The organism is Weizmannia sp. WK01 (genome assembly GCF_025905465.1).
GTDB classification, from domain to species: Bacteria; Bacillota; Bacilli; order Bacillales; family Bacillaceae_C; genus Weizmannia; species Weizmannia faecalis.
In genome coordinates this window covers 2,262,119-2,287,653 of the sequence record NZ_CP109616.1, presented here as the reverse complement: position 1 = coordinate 2,287,653, position 25,535 = coordinate 2,262,119, and the positions used below count along the sequence as shown (strand labels likewise).

20 protein-coding genes and 1 other annotated feature are annotated in these 25,535 nt (G+C 49.0%); of the genes, 18 read left to right on the top strand and 2 right to left on the bottom strand.

What is annotated here, in order from left to right; genetic code table 11:
* Nucleotides 1-215 precede the first annotated feature (215 nt).
* From lonB to yihA, 3 genes are read left to right on the top strand one after another with little or no spacing between them, the layout of a single operon-like run.
* Nucleotides 216-1,853: an ATP-dependent protease LonB gene (gene lonB, locus OF158_RS10950; RefSeq protein WP_014097836.1), complete on the top strand. Its 1,638-nt coding sequence runs from the start codon at nucleotides 216-218 to the stop codon at nucleotides 1,851-1,853.
* Nucleotides 1,854-1,896: 43 nt separating this feature from the next.
* Entirely contained in the window at nucleotides 1,897-4,221 is a 2,325-nt protein-coding gene (lon, locus tag OF158_RS10945; RefSeq protein WP_014097837.1) for an endopeptidase La, read from the top strand.
* Complete coding sequence (gene yihA, locus OF158_RS10940; RefSeq protein WP_014097838.1) at nucleotides 4,218-4,802, top strand: ribosome biogenesis GTP-binding protein YihA/YsxC; 585 nt, start codon at nucleotides 4,218-4,220, stop codon at nucleotides 4,800-4,802. Before lon ends, yihA begins: the two co-directional genes overlap by 4 nt.
* 176 nt (nucleotides 4,803-4,978) lie before the next feature.
* Here yihA and OF158_RS10935 read toward each other — a convergent pair whose 3' ends face one another.
* Nucleotides 4,979-5,473 carry a LiaI-LiaF-like domain-containing protein gene (locus OF158_RS10935; RefSeq protein ID WP_014097839.1) on the bottom strand — a complete coding sequence of 165 codons (495 nt, stop codon included), beginning with the start codon at nucleotides 5,471-5,473 and terminating at the stop codon, nucleotides 4,979-4,981.
* A 185-nt stretch (nucleotides 5,474-5,658) separates the two neighbouring features.
* On the opposite strand from OF158_RS10935, the gene hemA reads away from it, so the two are divergent.
* The 8 genes from hemA to ysxE all read left to right on the top strand — a co-directional run bounded on the left by hemA (nucleotide 5,659) and on the right by ysxE (nucleotide 15,497).
* On the top strand, nucleotides 5,659-6,990 hold the full coding sequence (gene hemA, locus OF158_RS10930) for a glutamyl-tRNA reductase (protein ID WP_014097840.1): 1,332 nt from the start codon (nucleotides 5,659-5,661) through the stop codon (nucleotides 6,988-6,990).
* A gap of 15 nt (nucleotides 6,991-7,005) precedes the next feature.
* Nucleotides 7,006-7,830 carry a cytochrome c biogenesis protein CcsA gene (gene ccsA / locus OF158_RS10925; RefSeq protein ID WP_014097841.1) on the top strand — a complete coding sequence of 275 codons (825 nt, stop codon included), beginning with the start codon at nucleotides 7,006-7,008 and terminating at the stop codon, nucleotides 7,828-7,830.
* A gap of 12 nt (nucleotides 7,831-7,842) precedes the next feature.
* Nucleotides 7,843-8,775, top strand: coding sequence for a hydroxymethylbilane synthase (hemC, locus tag OF158_RS10920; protein ID WP_014097842.1), 933 nt, complete (start codon nucleotides 7,843-7,845; stop codon nucleotides 8,773-8,775).
* Entirely contained in the window at nucleotides 8,772-9,560 is a 789-nt protein-coding gene (locus tag OF158_RS10915) for a uroporphyrinogen-III synthase (protein ID WP_014097843.1), read from the top strand. The genes hemC and OF158_RS10915 overlap by 4 nt, the downstream gene beginning before the upstream one ends.
* 236 nt (nucleotides 9,561-9,796) lie before the next feature.
* Nucleotides 9,797-10,774 (top strand): porphobilinogen synthase, encoded by a 978-nt coding sequence (hemB, locus tag OF158_RS10910; protein ID WP_014097844.1) that lies wholly within the window; start codon nucleotides 9,797-9,799, stop codon nucleotides 10,772-10,774.
* A gap of 15 nt (nucleotides 10,775-10,789) precedes the next feature.
* Nucleotides 10,790-12,079 (top strand): glutamate-1-semialdehyde 2,1-aminomutase, encoded by a 1,290-nt coding sequence (gene hemL, locus OF158_RS10905; protein ID WP_014097845.1) that lies wholly within the window; start codon nucleotides 10,790-10,792, stop codon nucleotides 12,077-12,079.
* 385 nt (nucleotides 12,080-12,464) lie between these two features.
* On the top strand, nucleotides 12,465-14,282 hold the full coding sequence (locus OF158_RS10900; RefSeq protein ID WP_035184479.1) for a LysM peptidoglycan-binding domain-containing protein: 1,818 nt from the start codon (nucleotides 12,465-12,467) through the stop codon (nucleotides 14,280-14,282).
* 198 nt (nucleotides 14,283-14,480) lie between these two features.
* Nucleotides 14,481-15,497, top strand: a complete 1,017-nt coding sequence (ysxE, locus tag OF158_RS10895; protein WP_026104585.1) for a spore coat protein YsxE — start codon at nucleotides 14,481-14,483, stop codon at nucleotides 15,495-15,497.
* 16 nt (nucleotides 15,498-15,513) lie between these two features.
* On the opposite strand, the gene OF158_RS10890 is transcribed toward ysxE, so the two are convergent.
* Nucleotides 15,514-15,705, bottom strand: coding sequence for a hypothetical protein (locus tag OF158_RS10890; protein WP_014097848.1), 192 nt, complete (start codon nucleotides 15,703-15,705; stop codon nucleotides 15,514-15,516).
* A gap of 142 nt (nucleotides 15,706-15,847) precedes the next feature.
* Nucleotides 15,848-16,076: a binding site (T-box leader), on the top strand.
* A 55-nt stretch (nucleotides 16,077-16,131) separates the two neighbouring features.
* Here OF158_RS10890 and OF158_RS10885 point away from each other — a divergent pair.
* The 7 genes from OF158_RS10885 to OF158_RS10855 all read left to right on the top strand — a co-directional run bounded on the left by OF158_RS10885 (nucleotide 16,132) and on the right by OF158_RS10855 (nucleotide 25,522).
* Nucleotides 16,132-18,777, top strand: a complete 2,646-nt coding sequence (locus OF158_RS10885) for a valine--tRNA ligase (RefSeq protein WP_035184486.1) — start codon at nucleotides 16,132-16,134, stop codon at nucleotides 18,775-18,777.
* A 62-nt stretch (nucleotides 18,778-18,839) separates the two neighbouring features.
* Nucleotides 18,840-20,162 (top strand): bifunctional folylpolyglutamate synthase/dihydrofolate synthase, encoded by a 1,323-nt coding sequence (locus OF158_RS10880; RefSeq protein ID WP_035184488.1) that lies wholly within the window; start codon nucleotides 18,840-18,842, stop codon nucleotides 20,160-20,162.
* A gap of 118 nt (nucleotides 20,163-20,280) precedes the next feature.
* A complete protein-coding gene (locus OF158_RS10875; protein WP_013859827.1) occupies nucleotides 20,281-20,700 on the top strand; it encodes a prepilin-type N-terminal cleavage/methylation domain-containing protein in 420 nt (139 codons plus the stop codon).
* Nucleotides 20,697-21,206, top strand: a complete 510-nt coding sequence (locus OF158_RS10870) for a prepilin-type N-terminal cleavage/methylation domain-containing protein (protein WP_035184489.1) — start codon at nucleotides 20,697-20,699, stop codon at nucleotides 21,204-21,206. The genes OF158_RS10875 and OF158_RS10870 overlap by 4 nt, the downstream gene beginning before the upstream one ends.
* Nucleotides 21,203-22,867 (top strand): bactofilin family protein, encoded by a 1,665-nt coding sequence (locus OF158_RS10865; RefSeq protein ID WP_172653409.1) that lies wholly within the window; start codon nucleotides 21,203-21,205, stop codon nucleotides 22,865-22,867. The genes OF158_RS10870 and OF158_RS10865 overlap by 4 nt, the downstream gene beginning before the upstream one ends.
* A 127-nt stretch (nucleotides 22,868-22,994) precedes the next feature.
* Nucleotides 22,995-24,767 carry a putative sodium/potassium/calcium exchanger gene (locus OF158_RS10860; RefSeq protein WP_035184491.1) on the top strand — a complete coding sequence of 591 codons (1,773 nt, stop codon included), beginning with the start codon at nucleotides 22,995-22,997 and terminating at the stop codon, nucleotides 24,765-24,767.
* Nucleotides 24,768-24,793: 26 nt separating this feature from the next.
* Entirely contained in the window at nucleotides 24,794-25,522 is a 729-nt protein-coding gene (locus tag OF158_RS10855) for a PRC-barrel domain-containing protein (protein ID WP_014097853.1), read from the top strand.
* Nucleotides 25,523-25,535: the final 13 nt, after the last annotated feature.

Genomic DNA, 25,535 nt, shown 5'->3' with positions numbered 1-25,535 from the left:
GGGCTAAATTCCTGGTATTGGCACAGCGCCGGAAAAATGAGAGGCGAAGCAGAATAAAGAAGCAATGGGCGAGCGGTGCGCTTGCCCTTTTTTCTTCCGCCCAGCCGTTCCTGGTTTTCAGAAATCCCCGTTTATTCCCTCCGGCAGCCGGAGATACTAGGTAAATAAGGAAGCGGCATGATCAGGCTGCAACTGAAATGCTTGGAGGGAACAGGATGAATTGGACGGGGATTGCCTTATTGATCCAGCTATTTTTCGGGATCATTATCGGGCTTTACTTTTGGAACTTGCTAAAAAGCCAAAAAACACAAAAAATTACGATAGACCGCGAATCAAAAAAAGAAATGGAACAGTTGCGGAAACTACGGGAAATTTCTTTATCTGTGCCGCTTTCGGAACGCGTCCGCCCGGCAGCATTCGCGGATATTGTGGGCCAGGAAGACGGCATTAAAGCACTGCGGGCGGCACTTTGCGGCCCAAACCCGCAGCACTGTATCATTTACGGGCCGCCCGGTGTCGGCAAAACGGCAGCGGCCCGGCTTGTGCTTGAGGAAGCTAAAAAAAATCCGAAATCCCCTTTTCAACGTGACGCTGTTTTTGTTGAACTGGATGCCACAACAGCCCGCTTTGATGAGAGGGGCATTGCCGATCCTTTAATCGGTTCCGTGCACGACCCGATCTACCAGGGGGCGGGCGCCATGGGGCAGGCCGGCATCCCGCAGCCGAAACAGGGTGCGGTCACCTCTGCCCACGGCGGCGTCTTGTTTATTGATGAAATCGGGGAATTGCATCCGATCCAAATGAATAAATTATTGAAAGTACTAGAAGACAGGAAAGTTTTTTTGGAAAGTGCGTATTACAATCCCGAAAACCGGGAAATTCCACATCATATCCATGATATTTTTCAAAATGGACTACCTGCAGATTTCCGGCTGATCGGCGCAACGACCAGAACGCCGAAAGAAATTCCGGCTGCCATCCGTTCGCGCTGCATGGAAGTGTTTTTTCGCGAACTTGACCGTGGTGAAATTAAACAGGTTGCAAAAAAAGCAGCTGATAAAATCCATATGGCAATCAGCGAAAATGGCCTGGACATTTTGGCGCAATATACGCAAAATGGCAGGGAAGCGGTCAATATGGTGCAAATTGCTGCAGGGCTTGCAATCCAGGAAGGACAGGATTTTATCCGGGAGGAGGACCTGGAATGGGTGGCAACAGCCAGCCAGTTGTCGCCGCGCTATGAGAAAAAGGCCCCTGAACAGCCGGCTGCAGGGCTTGTTAACGGGCTTGCCGTAACCGGTCCGAACACAGGGATGCTGCTTGAAATTGAAGTAGCGGCCATTCCGGCAAAAGAAAGGGGCAGCGTCAACATTACCGGGATTGTGGACGAAGAGAGTATCGGCGGCGAAGGGAAATCGGTCCGCAGAAAAAGCATGGCGAGAGGTTCCGCCGAAAACGTCATTACCGTTTTACGGACGATGGGTGTACCCGCTGACCAGTATGACCTCCATGTTAATTTTCCGGGTGGGATTCCGGTTGACGGCCCTTCCGCCGGGATTGCGATGGCATGCGGCATTTATTCCGCCATTTATAAAATTCCTGTTGACCAGACAGTAGCCATGACAGGGGAAATCAGCCTGCACGGCAAGGTCAAACCGGTCGGCGGCGTGTATGCCAAAATAAAAGCAGCAAAACAGGCAGGAGCCAAAACGGTGATCATTCCTGCCGAAAACATGCAGGCCTCGTTCAAGGAAATCACAGGCATTGCGATCGTTCCGGTCCGGCAGCTGGAAGAAGTCCTGGATATCGCATTAAAGAAACATTTTAACGACAATGCGCTCATAGGGGGTTAATGGACAGGCCCCCTAAAAGACGTATCAAGATAGGGGTGCTGAGATGACAACACAATCCGCATACACAATTCCTTTGCTTCCTTTACGGGGGATTCTTGTGTATCCATCGATGGTTTTGCACTTGGACGTCGGCCGGGACTACTCTGTCCAGGCCCTTGAAAACGCCATGATGCATGGCAGCGAAGTTTTCATGACGACACAAAAAGACGTTTCCATCGAAGAACCAAAACAGGAAGATTTATACCAAACCGGAACGCTCACAAAAGTGAACCAGATGATGAAACTGCAGAACGGGACGATCCGGGTGCTCGTGGAAGGCGTGCGGCGCGCAAAAATCGTCTCTTTTGAAGATGAAGGCACCTTTTATTCCGTCGAAGTCGAAACATTTGATGAGCAGTTTCGGCCGGATGCTGAAACGGAAGCGTTGATGCGCACGATGCTCGAATTTTTCGATCAGTACATCAGCCAGTCGAAAAAAATTTCGGGTGAAACCTTCCAGGCGGTCTCCGATATGGAAGACGGGGGCAAGGCGGCCGATATTATCGCATCCCATTTGCCGCTCCGCCTTCCGCAAAAGCAGGACATTCTCGAAACGATTGATATAAAAGAAAGAATACGAAAGCTGATCGGGCTGATCAAAAATGAACAGGAAATTTTGCAACTTGAAAAAGAAATCAGCCAACAAGTGAAAAAGTCGATGGAGCGGACGCAAAAAGAATATTATTTGCGGGAACAAATGAAAGCCATCCAGAAAGAACTCGGTGATAAAGAAGGCAAAACGGCGGAAGTGCATGAGCTGCGCGAAAAAATTTTAAATGCTGGCATGCCCGAGCATGTGGCCAATACCGCGTTCAAAGAATTGGACCGGTATGAAAAAATCCCGGCTGCCTCGTCTGAAAGCGCGGTGATCCGCAATTATTTGGACTGGCTGATCACGCTCCCGTGGTCGAACGCTACGGAAGATGATCTCAACGTCGCGAAAGCGGAAAAGATTTTGAACGAAGACCACTACGGCCTTGAAAAAGTAAAGGAGCGCGTCCTTGAATACTTGGCGGTGCAGCAGCTGACCCGGTCGATCAAGGGGCCGATCCTTTGCCTTGCCGGGCCTCCGGGTGTCGGGAAAACGAGCCTGGCACGGTCAATCGCAAAATCTTTGGGCAGAAAATTTGTCCGCGTTTCGCTCGGCGGTGTAAGGGACGAATCGGAAATCCGTGGCCACCGGAGAACGTATGTCGGCGCGATGCCGGGGCGGATCATCCAGGGCATGAAAAAAGCCGGCACGATAAATCCGGTTTTTTTGCTCGATGAAATCGATAAAATGGCCAGCGACTTTCGCGGCGACCCCTCAGCCGCAATGCTTGAGGTGCTCGATCCGGAACAGAACCATGCGTTCAGCGACCATTTTATTGAAGAGCCGTATGATTTGTCGAAAGTGATGTTTATTGCAACGGCCAACGATCTGTCTGGGGTTCCCGGCCCTTTGCGCGACCGGATGGAAATCATTTCGATCTCCGGATATACGGAATTGGAAAAAATTGAAATTGCCAAGACCCATCTGCTCCCTAAGCAAATAAAAGAAAACGGGCTTGCTCGCAATCAGCTGAGGATGGATGCGGAAGCCCTCCGCCTGATCGTGCGCCGCTATACACGCGAAGCAGGCGTGCGCGGCCTGGAACGGAGATTGGCCGAAATTTGCAGGAAAACGGCGAAAATCATAGTATCAGGGAAAAGGAAACGGGTCACGGTCTCAGCAAAAAATATCGTTGACTTTCTCGGGAAGCCGCTTTTCCATTACGGGCAGGCCGAGATGGAAGACCAGATTGGCGTAGCGACCGGGCTTGCCTACACGACCGTCGGTGGCGATACGCTTCAGATCGAAGTGTCGCTTTCACCGGGGAAAGGAAAGCTGGTCCTGACCGGAAAACTCGGTGATGTGATGAAAGAGTCCGCTCAGACCGCCTTCAGTTTTGTCCGCTCCAAAGCGGAAGCACTCGGGCTTGCGCCTGATTTCCATGAAAAGTATGATATTCATATCCACGTTCCGGAAGGCGCTGTGCCGAAAGACGGCCCTTCTGCCGGGATCACGATTGCGACCGCCCTGATTTCCGCACTGACGAAGCATGCCGTGCATAAGGAAGTCGGGATGACAGGCGAAATCACCCTGCGCGGCAGAGTACTCCCGATCGGCGGATTGAAGGAAAAGTCGCTCGGCGCACATAGAGCGGGGCTGAAGAAAATTATTATTCCGAAAGAAAATGAGAGAGATTTGGATGACATTCCGGAAAGCGTGCGTGGGGATCTCCATTTTTACCCGGTCACGCATATGGATGAAGTCATTGAAATTGCCATTGCAGGTGAGGAGAAATGAAAGTAACGGAGGCAGAACTGGTCATCAGCGCGGTGCGGCAGGAGCAATATCCGGAAGGGCATTTGCCGGAAATTGCGCTTGCCGGACGGTCAAATGTGGGAAAGTCTTCCTTTATCAATAAAATGATCAACCGCAAAGCCCTTGCCAGAACCTCTTCCAAGCCGGGGAAAACCCAGACGCTGAACTTTTACAAAATCGAAAACAAATTATACTTTGTCGACGTTCCCGGCTACGGGTTTGCGAAGGTGTCGAAAAAAGAACGGGAAAAATGGGGCCGGATGATTGAGACGTACATGACGTCAAGAAAACAGCTGAAGACGGTCGTGCTCATTGTCGATGTCCGGCATCCGCCGACAAACGATGACTGTTTGATGTACAATTTTTTAAAGTACTATAAAATCCCGTGTATCGTCGTTGCCACAAAAGCTGACAAAATCCCGAAAGGCAAATGGGCATCTCATTTGAAAACAGCAAAAGAAACGCTGAATCTGGAAAAAGAAGACGAAATCATTTTATTTTCATCTGAAACAGGAGAGGGAAAGGACAAAGTGTGGGCTTCCCTGATGGAAAGAATTAAGTGAATAAAGCCCGGGGCCAGCATGCGGGCACCGGGCTTTTCTGCAGGATCCGGATCTAAAATCGTATTTTTTAGCGGTCCGGCCCCGGAAAATGCCGGTAATGAGCGCCTGGTTGTTTTTTTGGGCGCGCGGGGCTGTTTGGGTACTTGGCTTTTCATGCCGGACTGCACGGGCGGGTGTTATTTCCGCCCCCTTCTTTTCGCAAACAGCAGGTAGACGCCGATTACGACAAGCACGGCCGGCCAGAAATTGATCAGGGAAGAAACATTGTTTTCGACAAGGCCGAACCATCCCATTACTTTATCGGAAAACAGGAGCAATATGGATAGCACGAGAAACAACAGCCCGTAAAACGTGCCGTCCCCGGTTTTTTGCGAACGGAGCAAAAAGCCGATGGCAATAATGAGAACAAAGACCCCGATATTATCCGGCCAAATGGCGATTTTGCCGGCAAGGTGGAAGTGGAGGCCGAACCCGACGAGAATGACCCCCGGCAAAATTGATTCCCCGTCTCGGCCCCAGTAGCCTTCGCCTAAAAAAGCGAGCCCGACAATGATCAACAGCGTCGGCCATGTAAAGTAGTCCTTCATGCCGGTGAGGTCAAAACGCTGCAAATAAAAATACAGCCCGAACCCGATCAGGATAATCGCGGAAAAAATTTTGCGGCTTTTCAATGGGACACACTTCTTTCCTTCAATCTAGATGCTTGAAACCATCGCCTGTTTCTGCTATTTTACAGGTAGGAATGGTATTATTTCAAAAGAGAAAAACGAGCTTTTTTCTTCTATTCATCTTAACATAGATCAACATTCAATCCTATGCATTTGGCAAGATAAAATGGGGGTGCCGGAGGGCAACAATGAGAATACTTACTGTCGGATTAAATTATAAATCTGCGCCGGTTGAAATCCGCGAACAGCTGTCGTTTGATGAGGCGGAACTCGCGGATGCGATGGCGGCGCTGCAAAAGAAAAAGAGCATTTTGGAAAATGTCATCGTGTCTACATGCAATCGTACGGAAATTTATGCGGTTGCCGACCAGGCACACACCGGGCGTTATTATATTAAAGATTTTCTGTCAGAATGGTTCGGAATAGATAAGGAAGCATTTGCCCCCTATCTGTTTATTTACGAAGACAACGAAGCCATTGCGCATTTGTTTAAAGTGATTTGCGGGCTTGACTCGATGGTGCTCGGTGAAACGCAAATTCTCGGGCAGGTGAGGGACAGTTTTCTGCTGGCCCAAGCATCCGGTTCAACCGGCACCATTTTTAACCGCCTGTTCAAAGATGCGGTCACACTAGCGAAAAAAGCCCATACGGAAACGGAAATTGCTTCCAATGCTGTTTCGGTCAGTTATGCGGCTGTGGAGCTTGCGAAGAAAATTTTTGGCGATATGGCTGATAAAAAAGTGGTCATCATCGGCGCCGGCAAGATGGGCGAACTGGCTGCGGAAAACATTCACGGCAGCGGTGCCACCCGGATTACCGTCATCAACCGGACGCCGGAAAAAGCCGGGCTTCTTGCCGCACGCTTCGATGGCGAGGCACTCGGGCTGGCATCTTTGGAAACGGCGCTTTTGGATGCGGATATCGCGATTACCTCCACTTCGGCAAAAGGGTACATCCTTACAGCAGACAAGTTAAAACCCATTGAAAAGAAACGGAACGGGCGCCCACTGCTGCTTGTCGATATTGCCGTGCCGCGCGATATTGATCCGGAAGCCGCGTCCCTTGAATCCGTTTTCTTGTATGATATTGACGACCTGGAAGGCATCGTGGAAGCCAACTTGAAAGAACGCGAAAAAGCCGCCCGGCAGATTGCGGACATGATTTCCGATGCCGTTTGCGCATTCAATGAATGGGTCCATACACTCGGGGTGGTGCCGGTGATCACGGCGCTCAGGGAAAAAGCGCTCGCGATCCAGGCGGAAACGATGAAAAGCATTGAACGGAAGCTGCCGGACTTAACAGAACGCGAACGGAAAGTCATCAGCAAACATACAAAAAGCATTATTAACCAGATGCTGAAAGATCCGATTCTGCAGGCAAAAGAAATGGCGGGTTCGCCGGATGCAGCCCGGAATCTAGAACTGTTCCGCCAAATTTTTAATTTAGAAACAGAAACGGGACAAGCGGAACCGGCAGCCGAAATGGCGCGGCATGCAGTCCGCCCGTCCTATTCGGGTTAACCGGGGAGCCCGGCAATGTATGCCGTATGGACGGACAGACTGCATGAAGGCATGATTTTGCTTTATGCAGCCAGTATTTTGCTTTATTTTCTTGACTTTCTCCACCGGAACCGGAAGGCTAACAAGGCTGCCTTCCGTTTTCTTTCCGTTGTCTGGGCATTGCAGACGGTTATATTTATTTTGTACATGGCTCACACCAGACGGTTCCCGGTCTTGACATTGTCTGAGGGGCTTTATTTTTATGCATGGGCATTGCTGACGCTGTCTCTGGCCCTGAACCGCCTGCTGCGCGTTGACTTTACCGTGTTTTTTACAAATGTCATCGGCTTTTTTATCATGACGGTCCACGCTTTTGCCCCGGAGAAGGTCTCACAAGGGGCAGGAAGAATGGTATCGGAACTTTTGCTCATGCATATTACGATGACGCTGATTGCTTATGTGCTGTTTTCCCTGTCCTTTGTCTTTTCCGTTCTGTATTTATTACAATATAAGTGGCTGAAGGAAAAGAAATGGAGCCACAGAATCTGGCGCCTGAATGACCTTGCAAAACTGGAGCGGCTTTCGAAATGGATGAATGCCATTGCGGTCCCGGTCCTTTTGCTCGGGCTGATTCTCGGGCTATGGTGGGCATACTTGCGGCTTCCGGCCATTCACTGGCTTGATCCGAAAATTGTCGGGTCGTTTGTCGTGCTGCTTGTATACAGTTTTCTCCTGTATGGGGGCGAACGCCGCCACATGTTCGGAAAAACACTGGCTTATTGGAATATGGCTGCTTTTTTAATCATTTTGATTAACTTTTTTCTAATTACAGGATTATCGGATTTTCATTTGTATTATTAGGAGGATTGCCGGATGAGAACAATTGTCGTAGGGTCGAGGCGGAGCAAACTTGCCCTGACGCAGACGAAATGGGTGGTGGCGAAGCTTGAACAGCTCGGACTGCCTTTTCGTTTTGAAATCAGGGAAATCACCACAAAAGGCGATAAAGTGCTCGATGTCACCCTGTCCAAAGTCGGCGGGAAAGGCCTGTTTGTGAAAGAAATTGAAGATGCCATGTTGAATCATGAAATTGACATGGCTGTACATAGCATGAAGGACGTGCCGGCTGTGCTTCCGGACGGGCTTGTGATCGGCTGCATTCCGGAACGTGAAGATGTCCGGGATGCCTTGATTTCCAAAAACGGCACCCCTTTTTCCAGCCTTAAGGAAGGGGCGGTTGTCGGGACAAGCAGCCTCCGCCGCGGCGCCCAGCTGCTTGCTGTAAGAAGCGATATCCGCATTAAGTCTGTTCGCGGCAATATTGATACAAGGCTGGAAAAATTAAAAAACGGGGATTACGATGCGATCGTCCTCGCGGCAGCCGGTTTAAAACGGATGGGCTGGAGTGCGGATACCGTCACCGAATTTTTTGATCCGGATATTTGCCTGCCTGCAATCGGGCAGGGCGCGCTCGCTGTCGAATGCCGCGCCGATGACGGGGAACTGCTCGATGCGCTCCGGAAGCTCGACAGCGCAGAAACGGCGGAAACGGTAAAGGCGGAGCGCGTCTTCCTTGATAAAATGGAAGGCGGCTGCCAGGTACCGATTGCCGGCCTTGCGAAGAAAACGGCAGAAGGCATTTCCCTCACTGCCCTTGTCGCTTCCCCTGATGGCAAAACGGTATATAAAGAAACGGTTGTCTCCCACAACCCGGTAACGGCCGGAGAAAAGGCGGCAGATATTTTAAGCCGGCAAGGGGCAAAGGCGCTGATTGAACAAGTGAAAGCGGAGCTCGGGCAGTCATGACGGCAAATGGGCCTTTAAGCGGGAAAAATATCCTGATCACAAGAGGCGGAAAAGACGGCGAAAAGCTCGCCGCACAAATTGAAGCGCTCGGCGGCACCCCTTTTGTCGTCCCGATGGTTTCCTTCCGTGCATATGCCGACCTGTCCGCATCTGTATTTTTGCGAAAACTCTCGGCATACGACTGGGTTGTGTTTACAAGCAAAAACGGGGTCCGTTATTTTTTGGAAGCATGCAGCCGTGCGGGTATAGCATGTGAGCATTTGAACATAAACTGGGCAGCTGTGGGAAAAAAGACGGCTGCCTGTATGGAACAGTCCGGTTTAAAGGTTTCTTTTGCGCCCCGGAAGTTTACGGCAAAAGATTTTGCCCGGGAATTTTTGCGGAGCGGACACCGGGCAAGCCGCGTCCTTCTCCCGAAAGGAAACTTGGCCGGGACAGAAATTGCGGATTTTCTAAGAAAAAGCGGTATAATAGCAGAGGAATGGATTGTCTATGAGACGTATATGCCGGAGGGGGCAAAAGAAAAGCTTACCCGTTTGCTCGGGCGGGAGCACATCGATTTTGCTCTGTTTTTAAGCCCGTCCGCCTTCCGCCATTTTAAAGGCGCGCTTGAAGAAAGCGGCATGGATATCGCTGGGCTTTCAACCCGGATCGCAGTCATCGGCCCTTCAACCAGGCAGGCAGTGGAAAAAGCCGGCAGCCGTGCAGCGGTTTGCCCGGATGAATACACCGTCGAGGCCATGCTTGGGGCATTATGCGATTTTGTCCGTTTAGAAGAAAAATAGATAGAAACCGGCACGAACCCGGGATTGAAGCGGCCGGCCTAACAAACCGGCTGCCATGTACGGTTTTCTCCGAGAGATTACCAGCCGGGCGATGTTCGACACGAAGAAAACAAAATAGAAAAAGCGGGATTTGCCCGCGACCGTCGCAATCATTCCCAACAAGCCGGCAGCTGTGCATACTTCCCGGATAAATATGCAATACATTGCGGCATTCTACCAGTTTAGGAGGAAATAAAATGAAAGATTTACAGTTTGCCCGTCACCGTAGACTTCGCCAAAGTGCCAATATGCGGGCTTTGGTGCGCGAAACGAATTTAACAGTGAACGACTTGATTTATCCGATTTTTGCAGTTGAAGGCGAAAATATTAAAAATGAAATTGCTTCGATGCCGGGTGTGTATCACTGGTCGCTGGACCGGCTCCATGAAATCATGGATGAAGTCGTTTCCCTTGGCATTAAATCCGTCATTTTATTCGGCGTACCGAACCATAAAGATGCAACCGGAACGGAAGCGTACCACGATCACGGCATCGTTCAGGAAGCCATCCGTTTCATCAAGAAAAATTACCCGGATATCATTGTGATCGCGGATACCTGCCTGTGCGAGTACACTGATCACGGCCATTGCGGCGTTGTGGAAGATGGGAAAATTTTAAACGACCCAAGCCTTGACCTGCTTGCGAAAACGGCGGTCAGCCAGGCAAAAGCAGGCGCTGATATCATTGCTCCTTCGAATATGATGGACGGGTTTGTCACCGCGATTCGCAAAGGGCTTGATGAAGCAGGCTTTGAAGATGTGCCGATCATGAGTTATGCGGTCAAATATGCATCCGCGTTTTACGGTCCGTTCCGCGAAGCTGCTGACAGCACACCCGCTTTCGGGGACCGGAAAACGTACCAGATGGATCCGGCCAACCGGCTCGAAGCATTGCGTGAAGCACAGTCGGATGTGGAAGAAGGGGCAGATTTTCTAATCGTAAAACCGACGCTTTCTTATCTTGATATCGTCCGTGATGTGCGCAATGAATTCCGCCTCCCGGTTGTCGGGTATAATGTGAGCGGGGAGTATTCCATGGTAAAAGGCGCCGCACAAAACGGCTGGATTGATGAAAAGGCGATTGTTCTTGAAATGATCACAAGCATGAAGCGTGCCGGCTGCGATCTCATCATTACCTATTTTTCACTCGATATTGCTCGCTGGCTTGCGGAATAAACGGGAGGTTGAAAGATGCGCTCATATGAAAATTCAATCGAAGCATACAAAGAAGCGGTCACATTAATGCCGGGCGGGGTGAACAGCCCTGTCCGTGCCTTTAAAGCGGTCGGCATGAACCCGATTTTTATGGACCACGGCAAAGGCGCAAAAATTTATGATATTGACGGAAACGAATATATTGATTACGTGCTGTCATGGGGGCCGCTCATCCTTGGCCATGCCAATCCTGGGGTCGTGGATGCGCTGAAAAAAACGGCCGAAAAAGGGACGAGTTTCGGCACGCCGACGATCATGGAAAATAAACTGGCGTCACTCGTGAAAGAACGCGTACCGTCGATTGAAATCGTCCGCATGGTCTCATCCGGCACGGAAGCCACAATGAGTGCTCTGCGCCTAGCAAGAGGTTATACAGGCCGGAATAAAATTTTAAAATTCGAAGGCAGCTACCACGGCCATGGCGATTCGCTCCTGATCAAAGCAGGGTCGGGCGTTGCCACACTCGGTCTGCCGGATAGCCCCGGCGTGCCACTCGGAATCGCGCAAAATACCATTGCCGTCCCGTACAATGATCTGGAAGCCGTCCGATCGGCATTCGAGCAGTACGGAGAAGATATTGCCTGCATCATCGTCGAACCGGTTGCCGGCAATATGGGCGTTGTTCCGCCGAAGCCCGGCTTTTTGCAAGGGTTGCGCGAAGTCACATCAGCATACGGCGCCCTCCTGATCTTTGATGAAGTGATGACCGGTTTCCGTGTCGACTATCACTGTGCACAAGGCTACTTTGATGTAACGCCTGATTTGACCTGCCTCGGCAAAGTAATCGGCGGCGGCCTTCCTGTCGGCGCATTTGGCGGACGGGCCGACATTATGGAAAAAATCGCACCGACCGGCCCTGTTTACCAGGCAGGAACTTTGTCCGGCAATCCGCTTGCGATGACGGCCGGATATGAAACATTGCGGCAGTTAACACCTGAAACGTATGCGGAATTCAGGCGAAAAGCCGACCGCCTCGAACAAGGTTTTCATGAGGCAGCGGTGAAATACGATATCCCGCATACCATTAACCGGGCAGGATCGATGATTGGCATCTTTTTCACCAATGAAGAAGTCAATAATTTTGCATCAGCAAGCACTTCGGATTTGGATCTGTTTGCCCGCTACTACCGCGGCATGGCGGAAAACGGCATTTTCCTCCCGCCGTCCCAATTCGAAGGCATCTTCTTGTCCGCCGCGCATACGGACGAGGATATTGACCGTACCGTTGAAGCAGCAGAAAAAACATTTAAGGCAATCCGCGGGTAATCCTGCGGCTATGAACCGGCAAGTCCAAAAATGGATGAGCCGGTTTTTTTTGCGTTCTGTCCGCTGCGGGCGAGAGAGAAGTAGCAGTAGGGAAAATTTCACGCTCTGTGGGTGGCCCGATGGTTTTTGAACGGATCACTCCGAAAACGGATGGCCGAATCAGTTCGCCTAGCTCGACCAAATCTAAGTTTTTGAACGGGTAACCTGAAAACAGATGAGCCGGTTTTTATCGATTTCTCTCCCCGTCCAATATTGTTGCGAAAAAGCCATTCAAGTGATTTACGGATGCTGCGGTTTATTTGCGATCATAAAAACCCCGATTGCTTCATACAGTGTAAATGACATATTCATTGGGATTTGGAGGAATTGAAGGGAGGAACCCGCTTTGCCGCAAAATCAATCGTCCATACGATTTTCATTAGAAGAATTGATTTGGTTTAAAAAAGGACAGGAAGTTGAAGAACTTTTATCAATATCATTGGATCCCCATATCACCATACAGGAATTGGAGCAGTATGTCGTGATCAAAGGCAATCTCTATTTGGCCGGGGAGTATATCGGTTGCGGGGAAGAAGAAGGGGAAGATGTGCTGTTCAGGAAGTATGTGCAGGCGGTCCAGTACCGGGAAGAAGACGGCATATTTGAATTTTACCAATCTTTCCCGGTAGACGTTACCATTCCGAAGACAAGAATTGCGGATATTGAGGAACTGGACGTCAATATAGAAGGATTTGACTATCAATTTCACGGAACCGATTGTTTAAAAATCAATGCGGATATTGCGATTGAGGGAATATTGCAAGACGGGGATGAGGAAGAGGACGAAGCCGAAACAGCACCATACCCGGATTTGAACGGCCGGGAAACCTATTTGGATGAGCCGGACGCAGCATATCAGGCGCCTTTTAGCCATTCCGAGTGGAGTTTATCGGAACAAGAAGAAGAGAGCACCGAACCGCCCCGCCATTTTATGGAAGAAGCGGAAAGCTTTGAAGAAGTGCCTTTGCGTGCAGATGAGGAAAAAGAAGAAGAGGATGAATCTCACGCTGACCCGGAATTGTATACACCTTTTACGATCGAATCGCGCGTGGTGCCGGAAGAATCGGTTGCTCAGCCGGAACCGTACACAAACGAACTGAATGTGCTAGCACCGGTCGAACTGCCGGAAGAAGAAGAGGAGAGTCTCTTGCCGGAAGCAGGCGGAAAAGTGCCGGAAAGTGCTTCATGGCAGGCGGAAACAGCCGCGCCGGTACGGGATGAATGGCATGCGGAACCGGAGTTTTCCGGAAAAAATGAGTCTGCATCGTTGGCAGAAAGCGAACTGGTACAGAATGAGTGGCATCCTGGGCCGGAGTTTCCAGGAAAAAATGAGTCTGCATCGTTGGCAGAGAGCGGAGTGGTGCAGAACGAATGGCATGCTGAAGCGGATCTTTCAGGCAAAAATGTGTCTGCATCCATAGCGGAAAGTGAACCGGTGCGGGATGAGTGGCACGCTGAGCCGGGGTTTTCCGGCAAAAACGAATCCGCATCCATAGCGGAGAGCGGAGTGGTGCAGAACGAATGGCATGCAGAACCGGAGTTTTCAGGCAAAAACGAGTCTGCATCCATAGCGGAAAGCGTACCGGTGCGGAACGAATGGCAGGCCGACCCAGTGCGGGATGAAGGGCATCCTGAACAGGAATTGTCCGGAAAAACCGCATCCGCGTTCCGGACGGAGAGCAAAACGGCTCTGAACGAAGAATCTCTTGAGCCGGATGACGCCGGGAAGACGGAGCCCGTTTTCCGGATCGAGAGCAAGGCAATGGAAGATGAATCTTCTGCTTATCTCAAGCAAGAATCGCCTGAAAAAGATGAATCTTCTTCTGTGGCGAGCAGCGAAACGATTGTGGAAGAGTCGCCGGAAAGCGGGGAGAAAATAGAGGAAGTGCCGGAAGAAAAGGATTCGGCTGCCAAGAAGAAAAAGAAGCAAAAATACGAATCTATTTCGCTTGCCGACTTTTTTGCCCGGAGAGATGAAGAAAAGCCTGCCAAGTTAAAGGTTTGCATCGTCCAAAGCGGGGAGACGCTCGACCAGCTTGCTGAAAAATACAATATCAATGTCCAGCAGATTTTAAGGATGAACCATTTGGAAGTGAACCAGGATGTATATGAGGGGCAAGTGCTGTACGTTCCCGCAAACGCGCGCGCCGAAAAAAATCACTGAGCCGGAGCATTCACAGGCACGGGCGTCTAGGTGAAGGATGCATCTGAAATTCAGGGGCTAAGCGCCTGCGTAAGGAAGCGTGCAAAACGAGCTATTCTTAACCTAGATTGCGCCTATGTTCAAGCCGCGGCGAATGCGGCGCAGCGGGGGAATGAAAATGAGCAAGCGCCTATTTTTCAGGAGAAGCGCTCTAAGAAGGTGAAACGGGTGACTGACCTTTCGCAGCAGGACATCAATCGGATTGTAAAGCATTACGGCCTGAACGCTGAATATGTCGGGCGGTACGGAAAAGTGTATAAAATTTATACCGGCCAGGGCATCTTTGCTTTAAAAAAAATTGCACCGCAAAACGGGATGGGATTTATCCGGCATGTCCAGTCTCTGTACCAGCGGGGATACAACCGTATTGTCCCGGTCTATCCCGCGTTGGACGGCCGTTACGGGGTGCTGTATAACGGGGCATTATACTATTTAATGCCCTGGCTGCCAAACGAAGAAAAAGAAGCACGCGGCGAGAAACATCAAAAAATGTTCAGGGAACTCGCACGCCTGCACAGCTTGTCCGTCAAAGATACGGAGATCTCAATAGAAAAACGGCGGGAATACTATGAAGAAACCCTTTCCCGCTGGTACGGGCAGCAGGATTTTTTGGAAGAGTTCCTTGAACGGTGTGAAGAGCAGGTCTATATGTCCCCGTTTGCCCTGTTGTACTGCACCTTTTACAATGAAACGAACCAGGCGCTCAAATTTTCGATCCGGCAGCTGGAAAACTGGTATGAACAATCAAAAGAGATGGAGAAAGCGAGAACGGTGACCATCCACGGAAAAATTTCAACGGAGCATTTTTTGTACGATGAACGCGGGCTCGGGTACTTTACCAATTTCGAACTGGCGAAAAACGCTGCGCCTTTTTATGACTTGCTTCCCTTCTTGTCGCGGACGCTCGATTCCTATCCGAGCCGGTTTGACGACTGCGTGGATTGGGTGAAGACCTATTTCAGCTATTTTCCGCTGAAAGAAGATGAAAAAAGCTTATTTTTCAGCTATCTCGCTTATCCCGCACCGATCATCCAAACCGTGGAGGAATACTTTGCAAATGAAGGAAAACGCCATGAAGCGAGAGCAGTCGCGAAACTGCAGGAAAAGTACTGGCGAATGAAAAATACCGAGTATGTCGTCATGCAGTTGTCACAAGGGGCCGCCCCCGCGTCATGAAAAGCAGGAACGGCCACTAAAACCATTCATACTGAAACCCGAGATAAATGAGAATAAATATGGCAAGCAGCAAAACGTCAAACGTCGTCGGAAAAATAATCGTACGGATGGCCTGAAAGACGGAGAACGGAAGAATCAGCTGCTTGCACACTTTTTTTGCATTCCGCGCCCATGTACGGACGGCCTGTTTGTCAATTTTTTTCTTCATCATCATCCACCTATCCCTCAAAAATAATGTATGAAAAGCGGGCGGATCAGTGCATCCGCCGCATATTTTTTCTAAAAATGGGCAATGCTATTGACGATTTTCACAAAAACCGATACCATAAACTATAGTCAATTTCAAAAATCAAAGTACAATGAACGGGAAGAGTACAGATTTTGTTTCCATGCAGAGAGGGAAATCAGCTGCTGAAAGATTTCCTATGCGAAACAGGCTGGAAGGTCGCCCGGGAGTAGCTTTTGTGAAACCGAAAGTAGCAAAAGCCGGCGAAGTGCCGTTACTGACCCGAGAGTGCCGGGCATCCGTTTGCCCGTGAAAAAAGGTGGTACCGCGAACAGACTCCTTTCGTCCTTTTATGGCGAAGGGAGTTTTTGTGTTTATCCGTAAAAGACGCAGAAAGGAATGATGCAAATGGAACAGCAGGACATCAGCATGCCGACCAAATATGATCCGCAGGCTGTTGAAAAAGGACGCTATGAATGGTGGGTGAACGGCAAATTTTTCGAAGCAAAAGGCGACCCGGAAAAGAAACCGTACACGATTGTGATTCCGCCGCCGAACGTAACCGGGAAGCTCCACCTCGGCCATGCCTGGGATACGGCTTTACAGGATATTTTAACCCGGATGAAACGGATGCAGGGCTATGATGTGCTCTGGCTGCCGGGGATGGACCACGCCGGGATTGCAACGCAGGCAAAGGTGGAAGCCAAACTGCGTGAAGAAGGCAAATCCCGCTATGACCTCGGCCGCGAAAAGTTTACGGAAGAAGCATGGAAGTGGAAAGCGGAATACGCTCAATTTATCCGCAAACAATGGGCAAAACTTGGCCTTGGGCTCGATTATTCGCGCGAACGTTTTACGCTCGATGAAGGGCTGTCAAAAGCTGTAAAAGAAGTATTTGTTTCGCTTTATAAAAAAGGCTTGATTTACCGTGGCGAGTACATCATCAACTGGGACCCGGAAACGAAAACGGCGCTTTCCGATATTGAAGTCGTCTACAAAGAGGTGCAGGGCGCATTTTACCATCTGGCATACCCGTTAAGCGACGGTTCCGGCACGATCGAAATCGCAACAACGCGCCCGGAAACGATGCTCGGTGATACGGCGGTCGCTGTCCACCCGGATGATGAACGCTACAAACATTTAATCGGGAAAACGATTGTATTGCCGATCGTCGGCCGCGAAATTCCGATTATCGCAGACGAGTATGTGGACATGACATTTGGTTCCGGTGCCGTAAAAATTACGCCGGCCCATGACCCGAACGACTTCGAAGTCGGGAACCGCCACAATCTCGAACGCATCCTTGTGATGAACGAGGACGGCACAATGAATGAAAATGCCGGAAAATACAAAGGGATGGACCGGTTTGCATGCCGCAAACAGATTGTGGAGGACTTGAAAGCACTCGGCGTTCTTGTCAAAGTGGAAGACCATCTCCATTCGGTCGGCCATTCCGAACGGAGCGGCGCGGTTGTCGAACCGTATTTGTCGACGCAATGGTTTGTGAAAATGCAGCCGCTCGCTGATGCCGCAGTAAAACTGCAGGCGTCGGAAGGAAAAGTCCATTTTGTGCCGGAACGCTTCGAAAAAACGTACTTGCACTGGATGGAAAATATCCGCGACTGGTGCATTTCGCGCCAGCTCTGGTGGGGCCACCGGATTCCGGCCTGGTACCATAAAGAAACCGGCGAAGTGTATGTTGACACCGAGCCGCCCCGCGATATTGAAAACTGGGAACAGGATCCGGACGTGCTCGATACGTGGTTCAGCTCGGCGCTCTGGCCGTTTTCGACAATGGGCTGGCCGGATGAAGAAGCGGAAGACTACAAGCGTTATTATCCGACCGATACGCTTGTGACCGGCTATGACATCATTTTCTTCTGGGTATCGCGGATGATTTTCCAGGGGCTTGCGTTTACCGGCAAACGCCCGTTCAAAGACGTCCTGATCCACGGTCTTGTCCGCGACGAGCAGGGGCGGAAAATGAGCAAATCGCTCGGCAACGGTGTCGACCCGATGGAAGTCATCGACAAATACGGCGCGGACTCGCTCCGCTATTTCCTTACCACCGGTAGCGCACCGGGCCAGGATTTGCGTTTCAGTTACGAAAAAGTTGAAGCGGTCTGGAATTTCGCCAATAAAATTTGGAACGCCTCCCGTTTTGCACTCATGAACATGAACGGGCTGAAATACGAAGAAATGGATCTGTCCGGTGAAAAATCAGTCGCTGACAAATGGATTTTAACGCGTTTGAACGAAACGATCGAAACCGTTACAAAACTGGCGGACAAATACGAATTTGGCGAAGCTGGGCGCGCACTTTACAATTTTATCTGGGACGATTTCTGCGACTGGTACATCGAAATGGCAAAACTGCCGCTCTACAGCGAAGATGAAGCAGCGAAGAAAACGACACGCTCGGTCCTTGCGTATGTGCTCGACAATACGATGCGGCTTTTGCACCCGTTCATGCCGTTTATTACCGAGGAAATTTGGCAAAACCTTCCGCATCAGGGGGAATCGATCACAACAGCCGCTTGGCCGGAGGTGGACGAAAGCCTTACAGATGCAGCGGCTAGCGAAGAAATGAAACTGCTTGTCGACATCATCCGTTCCGTCCGCAATATCCGCGCGGAAGTGAATACGCCGTTAAGCAAAAAAATCAAACTGCATTTGAAAGCGAAAGACGAAACGGTCTTAGCGGCTTTAAAACGAAACGAAGCGTACATTACCCGTTTCTGCAACCCGGATGAATTGAAAATGGGGCTTGACCTCGAGGCACCGGACAAAGCCATGACTGCAGTCGTTTCCGGCGTTGAACTGTTCCTGCCGCTTGAAGGACTCATTAATTTTGAAGAAGAACTGGCCCGGCTCCGGAAAGAGTTGGCGAAATGGAATAAAGAAGTCGAACGCGTCCAGAAAAAACTGTCCAATCAAGGGTTCCTGAAAAAAGCGCCGGAAAATGTCGTTGCCGAAGAACGGGCAAAAGAAAAAGACTATCTTGAAAAACGAAGCACCGTCGAAGCGCGCATCAAAGAACTTGAAAACCAGTAATACAAGGGTGGAAGGCGAATTCTTTACGGATTCGTCTTCCTTGCATACGGGAGGAAAGGCATATGTTTGAAACCTATGAAGAAGCGGTCGGCTGGATCCGGTCCCGCTCGAAATTCGGGATGAAACCAGGGCTTGAGCGGATGCAGTGGCTGATGGAAAAATTGCACCACCCGGAACAAAAAATCCGGACGGTTCACGTGGCCGGGACGAACGGCAAAGGGTCGACCGTCACCTTTTTGCGGAATATTTTAGAGCAGGCAGGCTATACGGTCGGCACCTTTACTTCCCCGTATATTGAGCAGTTTAACGAAAGGATCAGCATAAACGGAACGCCGGTGTCAGATGCAGACCTCATCCGGCTTACAAACGAGATCCGCCCGCTTGCAGAAGAACTGGAGCACACAGCATTCGGCGCACCGACAGAGTTTGAAGTCATTACAGCGATGTCGCTTGTGTATTTTGCCGACATCCGGCCGGTGGATATCGTTATTTATGAAGTCGGCCTTGGCGGCAGGCTTGACTCCACCAACGTCATCACACCGCTTGTCAGCCTGATTACCAATATCGGCCATGACCATATGAATGTGCTTGGCCATACGATTGCGGAGATCGCATTTGAAAAAGCGGGCATCATCAAACACGGGGTGCCGGTTGCAACGACAGCAATGCTGCCTGATGCGCTAGCGGTGATTGAAGAAAAAGCGGCAAAAGAAAAGGCACCGCTTTTCCGTGCCGGAAAGGAATTTTCTTTTGCGGAGATTGGTGGGGATCTAACTGGTGAACATTTCCGCTTTGCTTCTCCGTACGGCGCCTATGACTGCTTGTCGATCGCCATGATGGGGCGCCATCAGATTTACAATGCCGCGCTTGCCGTTATGGGGGCAGAACTGTTAAGACATATCCACCATTTTCGCATCCCGCAGCATGCACTGGAAAAAGGCCTTCTCCTCAGCAAGTGGATCGGCCGATTTGAAAAACTGCTGGATGACCCGCTCGTTATCATCGATGGCGCCCACAACCCGGAAGGCATTGACAGCCTGATCGAAACAATGGACACCCATCTGCGCGGGAAAAACATTCACATGATTTTTTCCGCACTTGGCGACAAAGACTTGGATCACATGATTCCGAAACTCGACCACAAAACAGACGAAATCATTTTCACAACTTTTGATTTTCCAAGAGCGATTCCGGCAGAGATGTTGTATAAGATAAGCCATCATCAAAATAAATCATTTTCGGAGGATTGGAAAGAAACCGTACTTGCTAAAATAAAAGAAATGAAAGGCTCAAGAGATGTTTTAGTCATTACGGGGTCTTTATACTTTATTTCGAAAGTCCGGAAATACATTTTGGGCCAATCAGAAAGGAACGGGCAGAGCTGAAAAAGTTCTGCCCTTTTTTTTATTTGTTCTATTTGTTGAATTACTTTCCCGGCGCTTTTTGATAAAATAAGTTTTATAGGAAATAAGACGCAGGACAAAATGCTTAGCGGAGGTTGTTATGAAAAAACCCCTTTTTAAAAACAACCGGGGATTTACACTTGTCGAAGTGCTCGCTTCGATTACGATTTTAGCGATTGTGATGCTCACAGTGGGTTCCATTTTGGCCAATAATGCGGGCGTGACAAAGAAAGCGGATGACTCGCTGTCTGCATTGCAAATTGCAACCGGGATATTAAGAGCTTACCAGAAAAAAAACTTTAATGAAGTGCAGCAAATGGCGAACACCACACAACAAGCTGATATTCAATCGGTTTTAGGGCTTGATAGCGCTGCGGAAATTTCCGGTTATAAGGCATATGTGTCCGTTTCCCTTCCGGCGGATTCTTCCCTTTCTGACCGCCTCCTGCTGGTCAAAGTAAAAGTCGACAGTGGAAATCATCTAAAACCGGTTGAAGTGAAAGGGTATGTGAAAAGATGAAATGCCGGAATGAAAAAGGGCTCACTTTAGTAGAATTACTGGCGGCTGTTACCATTTCATTTATGATCATCGGGGTCATTTATGCCGTTTTAAATACGGTGATCACCCAATCCAAAAGCGACATGGCACGTAAAAATTTTGTCAAAGAACAAACGGCTATTTTACAATACATGAACAGCGCAATGGAAAATGTGGACGACATTGAACCTGATGACGAAAATGATGACGGGACTTTTACCCGTTTCAAAGCAGTGGATGTCAATATAAATGTTGGAAGTGACGGCACCTACCAGGAAAGTTCAACTGACAAGACAATCACTGTATCAGACGGGAACTTGTCGGTAGGAGGCACGATTGTAAACAGCGATGGAATTTCACTTGACGGGACAACTTTTACGGTTGAGAATGGCAGCCTGATATGCCATTTTGTAATGAAAGACACACAAAATCATTTTGAGAAAAAGATCTATGCCGCTTATAAACTGGGCGAAGAGGGGAATCCATGATGCATGTTTTAAGAGAAGAGAAGGGATATACGCTTGTGACCGTCCTTCTCATTTTCGCAGTCGCGGCGATTATCACCGTTTCACTCGTATCCGCATCCGTCAGTACTTTTAAAACAGTAAAAGTATCTGAAACGGGCACACAGGATAAATTAAATGCGGAAATGGTAGCGGATGAAGCGACTGCTTTAATTGAGAAACAAGTTGACAGCATCAATAGTACCATTGCGAACGGTACTGTCATGCCAAGCCAGCTGATCAGCATGCTTCAGGCAGCCATAACGAGCATACAGCAACAGAAAAACGGCAAATGCAGCATCGCATATAAAACATTGAAAGACGGGACAGCACCAGACGGAATTGTTTTGGGCAAAGTCACCATAACAGTGCCAATCGGAAAGTCTGGAAAAACGTTAACAAAGGTGATGACGCTTTCCACTGTCTCGGACGTTTTTCAATATACAGCCGTGACGCCGTCGAATATGTATTTGTACGGGTCTCCTTATATTATCGGGGATGTGAATATCGGGGGGAATCTGTATGTTTCAAACTACGGGAACTATGTTGAGGGGTACACGAAATATATTCAAACTTACTATCCAGCGATCAATGGGACGTTAACAGTGAAGGGAAGATATTTTGAGGCCGATCAGCAGCCGGTAGGAACAGGAACATCGGCGCCGGTTTACAACTTTTATTCATGGAAGCCATTTGGACCTGAAAGCTTCAGCCGCTACTTTTCTGTTGCCCCGGTTGTGAAAAATCGTCAGTTAACGGTTGACAAAATAAATGTAGGCGATATGATTACAGCCAAGGCGCTGGGATGGCCGGGAAATTTAAAAATAAATTCTTACGATTCTTATAATATAGATAAGTATGGGAACGCTTTTGGTTATGATGTAACAGTCAGCCAGGTTGGCAGTCAACCAATAAAAGGAAACTTGTACGTCGGCGATGATTTAACCGTTGGGGAAAACAAAAGCCTGACTGTAAATGGAGATCTTTATGTAAAAGATGATTTGACTGTCAAAGGAAATTTAACAGTAAAAGGCAAGATTTATGTAGGCGGTGGCGCTAATTTAAACGGAGTGCTGTCGACAGGGGAAAATCAGTATATTTATATTGCCGGGAATGCGACATTGAGTGAGGTTTCAGCATTGAATTTAAACGGGGTGATGTATGTCAATGGGTCCCTTACGAGCAGCGGGGATGTCAATACAAACGGCAGCATTTATGTACGAGGAGACGCAGATGTCGAAAATTTCTCGAACAGTAGTGGCACGCTTATTTTACTTTGTGATGGAAATATTAAGTTAGCCAACAATAATTTGTATGAAGACCGTCCAAAAGTGATTGATGCTTATCTCTACTCAAATCGTGACTTGTTTATATATGGCATCGGATCAAATTTGAAAATTAATGGGGGTATCTATGGGAATACGATTGGTTTAAGTGCATCAAGGGGCTGGACGATAAATAAGTTAATCTATGAATTGTTAATTTTCAAAAGATATGAATTGGAATTTCAAAACCCCCAGCCTGCGGATCATGTAAAGTCCAGACTCACCGTTAATTTTAAAAAAGATATGATTTTAAACCCGCCGAAAGGGATCCCGACAGTGAATAAAGTGACTTTGAAAGAAATCAATACATCAGTCCAGTAAGAGACAGGTAAAAAGATGCAGTACAATCTTCCCATTCGCCATGATTTATAATAAAATAGTCTTAGTTGATTTTCGACAATTGGTTTTTCTGGGAATATTGTACTCTGATAGAAACAGAGGTGGGATGATGGATCTTCTCACTGCGGCGTTTGCCGTAATTGGATTTTTATGCGTAATGGCATTTTTTGTCTTTTTTTCTTTCGGCTTTTCTAAAAAAGGGGTGGTTGTGCTGGCCGGCTCCGCTTTTTTGCTGGCGCTTTTCGGCATTTTGGCGGGCAGTGTGGTTCCGCTATGGGAGAGTGGTTTAATTACTTTTTTGCTCGTAATTTGTGTGGCCTATCTGTTCGAAAAAAAGTTGGCATTTTTGTTCGCTGGACAGGATAACGATTCAGACGAATTTCCAGTAGGGGAGGAGCAGGAAGAGATGGCGGTGGCGCGGAAAAATCGGCCGGCAGCACTGGTCTTGCCTGACGTAAATGCCGCTGTTCTTCCGGCTGAAAAAAGTGCTCCGGCCGCTGAAACGGAAGAGATTTTGCCGGAGAAAAACGGGCCGGGATCTGAAACAGAAGGGACACTGCTAAAACGGGAAGAAAAGGATGAACCCGAATGGGAAGAACTGGACGATACTGCGGCCGGAAATGAAACGGAAACCGCTCTTCCGGCAAACGAACAGGCGGCAGAACGCTCCGGGGAAGAAGAAATTGATTTTCTTGAAAACCGTCTGGAGATGCTTGAAGAAGCAAATGAAGAAAATAAGGCGGATCATTTGCCGGAAATGTACGAAGTTGAAGAATGGGTGGCGGAAGCGGAGAGCCCGGATATCAAACCTTTGGACGGGACAACCACAGGTCAAGATTCCGAAGTGATTGCAGGAGAAGGATCGGTAACGTTATCCGGTTCTAAAGAGGTTCAATATGTGGAACAAGAAGAGATCCCACTCCTTTCTTTTGAAAAGGAAACAGAAGCACCTGCTGAACTTTCCGGGACAGACATGCCTGCCATGGACGAACTGGAAGAAATCGATGTGATTCCTTTCCGCGAAACCGACAATGCCGGGCAACGTGAAAAGCTGCCATCAGATGCGGAAAATGAAACAGTTGGCGGTGCGAAAGGTGAAGATACAAACGAGCCGGAAGAAATCGGTTTGGTGCCTGTCCAAGAAACTAATTCAACTGAACAATCCGTAAATTTAGATCTGGATGCGGCGGATGAAGCAGCCAGCGGGTCTAAGCGTGACAGCACAGACGGACTGGAAGAAATCGATGAGATTCCTTTCCATGAAACCGACAATGCCGGGCAACGCGAAAAGCTGCCATCAGATACGGAAATTGAAATAGTTGGCGGTGCGACAGGTGAAGACACAGACGAACCGGAAGAAATCGACGTGATGCCTGACAAGGAAACCGGCCAGGTGGCAGAGCCCGAAAAGTTCTATTCGGAAGCGGGCCAGGGACGGGAACGACAAGGCGAAAGCGGCGCAGGTACGGGCGAAACGGTTGCCGCAAACGAAGCGGAATCGGCAGGCAATTCTGTCGGTGAGAAAGCAATGGAACCGAAAGGCAACCCTGCCGTTGAGGAAGCATCGGACACTTTAGCATCCGTGCCAAACGGGACAACGCCTATTCAAAAGCAATTGCTTGGGGTACTAGTGGAACAACTGAACCTTTACCGTCTTACGCAGCCGGCTGACGCGTACGAACAGCTAGTGAAAGCACATTTGCATCCGCAGCTTGCACCGGAAGATTATTTCACCTTTGCAAGCCTTCTGGTCGAACATTACATAGCTGAACAACAATTTGGCAAGCTGCAAGTCCTGCTGAAAGACTTGGCGGAAACCTATGCAGAATACCCGGTCATCCGCGAAGAAATCGATTTTTTAAGGACAAAATACGGTCAATAATCCATGAAGAAACAGGTGTGAGGTAGATGAAAAAAAGCACGCAAATTTTGGGCCAGCCGATCATCAGCATTTCTGAAGGCGCTGAAATCGGAAAAGTAAAGTCTTTTGTCATTAACCCGGACAAAGGATCCGTCGATTTTTTAACGATCGAACACGAAGACTGGCAAGTAAGCGTAAAAGCAATTCCGTTCAAAAAAGTGGTCGGGATCGGCGAGTATGCGGTCACCGTGGAAAGCGACAGGGCTGTCATCGATTTAAACGAAATTCCGATTGCGGACCAGCTCGTCAACAAAAAAATTCGCATTGTCGGCGCTAAAGTGATGACACGAAAAGGGGAGCTAGTTGGCGAAGTAAAAGAATTTTACGCAGATGAAAATACAGGCAAAATTTTAGGGGTTGTTTTGCAAACAGGCGAGTTGGAAACGATCCTTTCTGCTGATTTTGTGATGACGTACGGAAGAGATATTGTTGTTGTGAAAGAGGAAGCACCCGGCCATTTTCTTGATGATCCTGAAAAACTGCTGACAAAAGAAGTAGAAGAAGAGCTTGAACAACCGGGCGAAGAGGGAATGGAGGCACTCCGGGCAAAACAAGTGGAACTTTTAAAAGGAAAGAAAGCGGTAAAAGACATTTACGCGGGAAACGGGGAACAGGTTATCGCGGCAGGAACGGTTTTGTCTGAAGAAGACATTAAGCGGGCACAGGAGGCCGGTCCGGGTGTTTTTGTCGAGTTGTCTATGCATGTTGATGAATGAAAGGCGGCGCTGA

Excerpts from the sequence above, each read along its gene's own strand:
- hemC (WP_014097842.1), top strand. The coding sequence starts at position 7,843 with ATGAGAACAATTGTCGTAGGGTCGAGGCGGAGCAAACTTGCCCTGACG.
- lon (WP_014097837.1), top strand. The coding sequence starts at position 1,897 with ATGACAACACAATCCGCATACACAATTCCTTTGCTTCCTTTACGGGGG.
- OF158_RS10890 (WP_014097848.1), bottom strand. The coding sequence starts at position 15,705 with ATGAAGAAAAAAATTGACAAACAGGCCGTCCGTACATGGGCGCGGAAT.
- OF158_RS10855 (WP_014097853.1), top strand. The coding sequence starts at position 24,794 with ATGAAAAAAAGCACGCAAATTTTGGGCCAGCCGATCATCAGCATTTCT.
- OF158_RS10865 (WP_172653409.1), top strand. The coding sequence starts at position 21,203 with ATGATGCATGTTTTAAGAGAAGAGAAGGGATATACGCTTGTGACCGTC.
- hemL (WP_014097845.1), top strand. The coding sequence starts at position 10,790 with ATGCGCTCATATGAAAATTCAATCGAAGCATACAAAGAAGCGGTCACA.
- hemA (WP_014097840.1), top strand. The coding sequence starts at position 5,659 with ATGAGAATACTTACTGTCGGATTAAATTATAAATCTGCGCCGGTTGAA.
- OF158_RS10915 (WP_014097843.1), top strand. The coding sequence starts at position 8,772 with ATGACGGCAAATGGGCCTTTAAGCGGGAAAAATATCCTGATCACAAGA.
- hemB (WP_014097844.1), top strand. The coding sequence starts at position 9,797 with ATGAAAGATTTACAGTTTGCCCGTCACCGTAGACTTCGCCAAAGTGCC.
- OF158_RS10860 (WP_035184491.1), top strand. The coding sequence starts at position 22,995 with ATGGATCTTCTCACTGCGGCGTTTGCCGTAATTGGATTTTTATGCGTA.
- yihA (WP_014097838.1), top strand. The coding sequence starts at position 4,218 with ATGAAAGTAACGGAGGCAGAACTGGTCATCAGCGCGGTGCGGCAGGAG.
- OF158_RS10880 (WP_035184488.1), top strand. The coding sequence starts at position 18,840 with ATGTTTGAAACCTATGAAGAAGCGGTCGGCTGGATCCGGTCCCGCTCG.
- lonB (WP_014097836.1), top strand. The coding sequence starts at position 216 with ATGAATTGGACGGGGATTGCCTTATTGATCCAGCTATTTTTCGGGATC.
- ccsA (WP_014097841.1), top strand. The coding sequence starts at position 7,006 with ATGTATGCCGTATGGACGGACAGACTGCATGAAGGCATGATTTTGCTT.
- OF158_RS10885 (WP_035184486.1), top strand. The coding sequence starts at position 16,132 with ATGGAACAGCAGGACATCAGCATGCCGACCAAATATGATCCGCAGGCT.
- OF158_RS10870 (WP_035184489.1), top strand. The coding sequence starts at position 20,697 with ATGAAATGCCGGAATGAAAAAGGGCTCACTTTAGTAGAATTACTGGCG.
- OF158_RS10875 (WP_013859827.1), top strand. The coding sequence starts at position 20,281 with ATGAAAAAACCCCTTTTTAAAAACAACCGGGGATTTACACTTGTCGAA.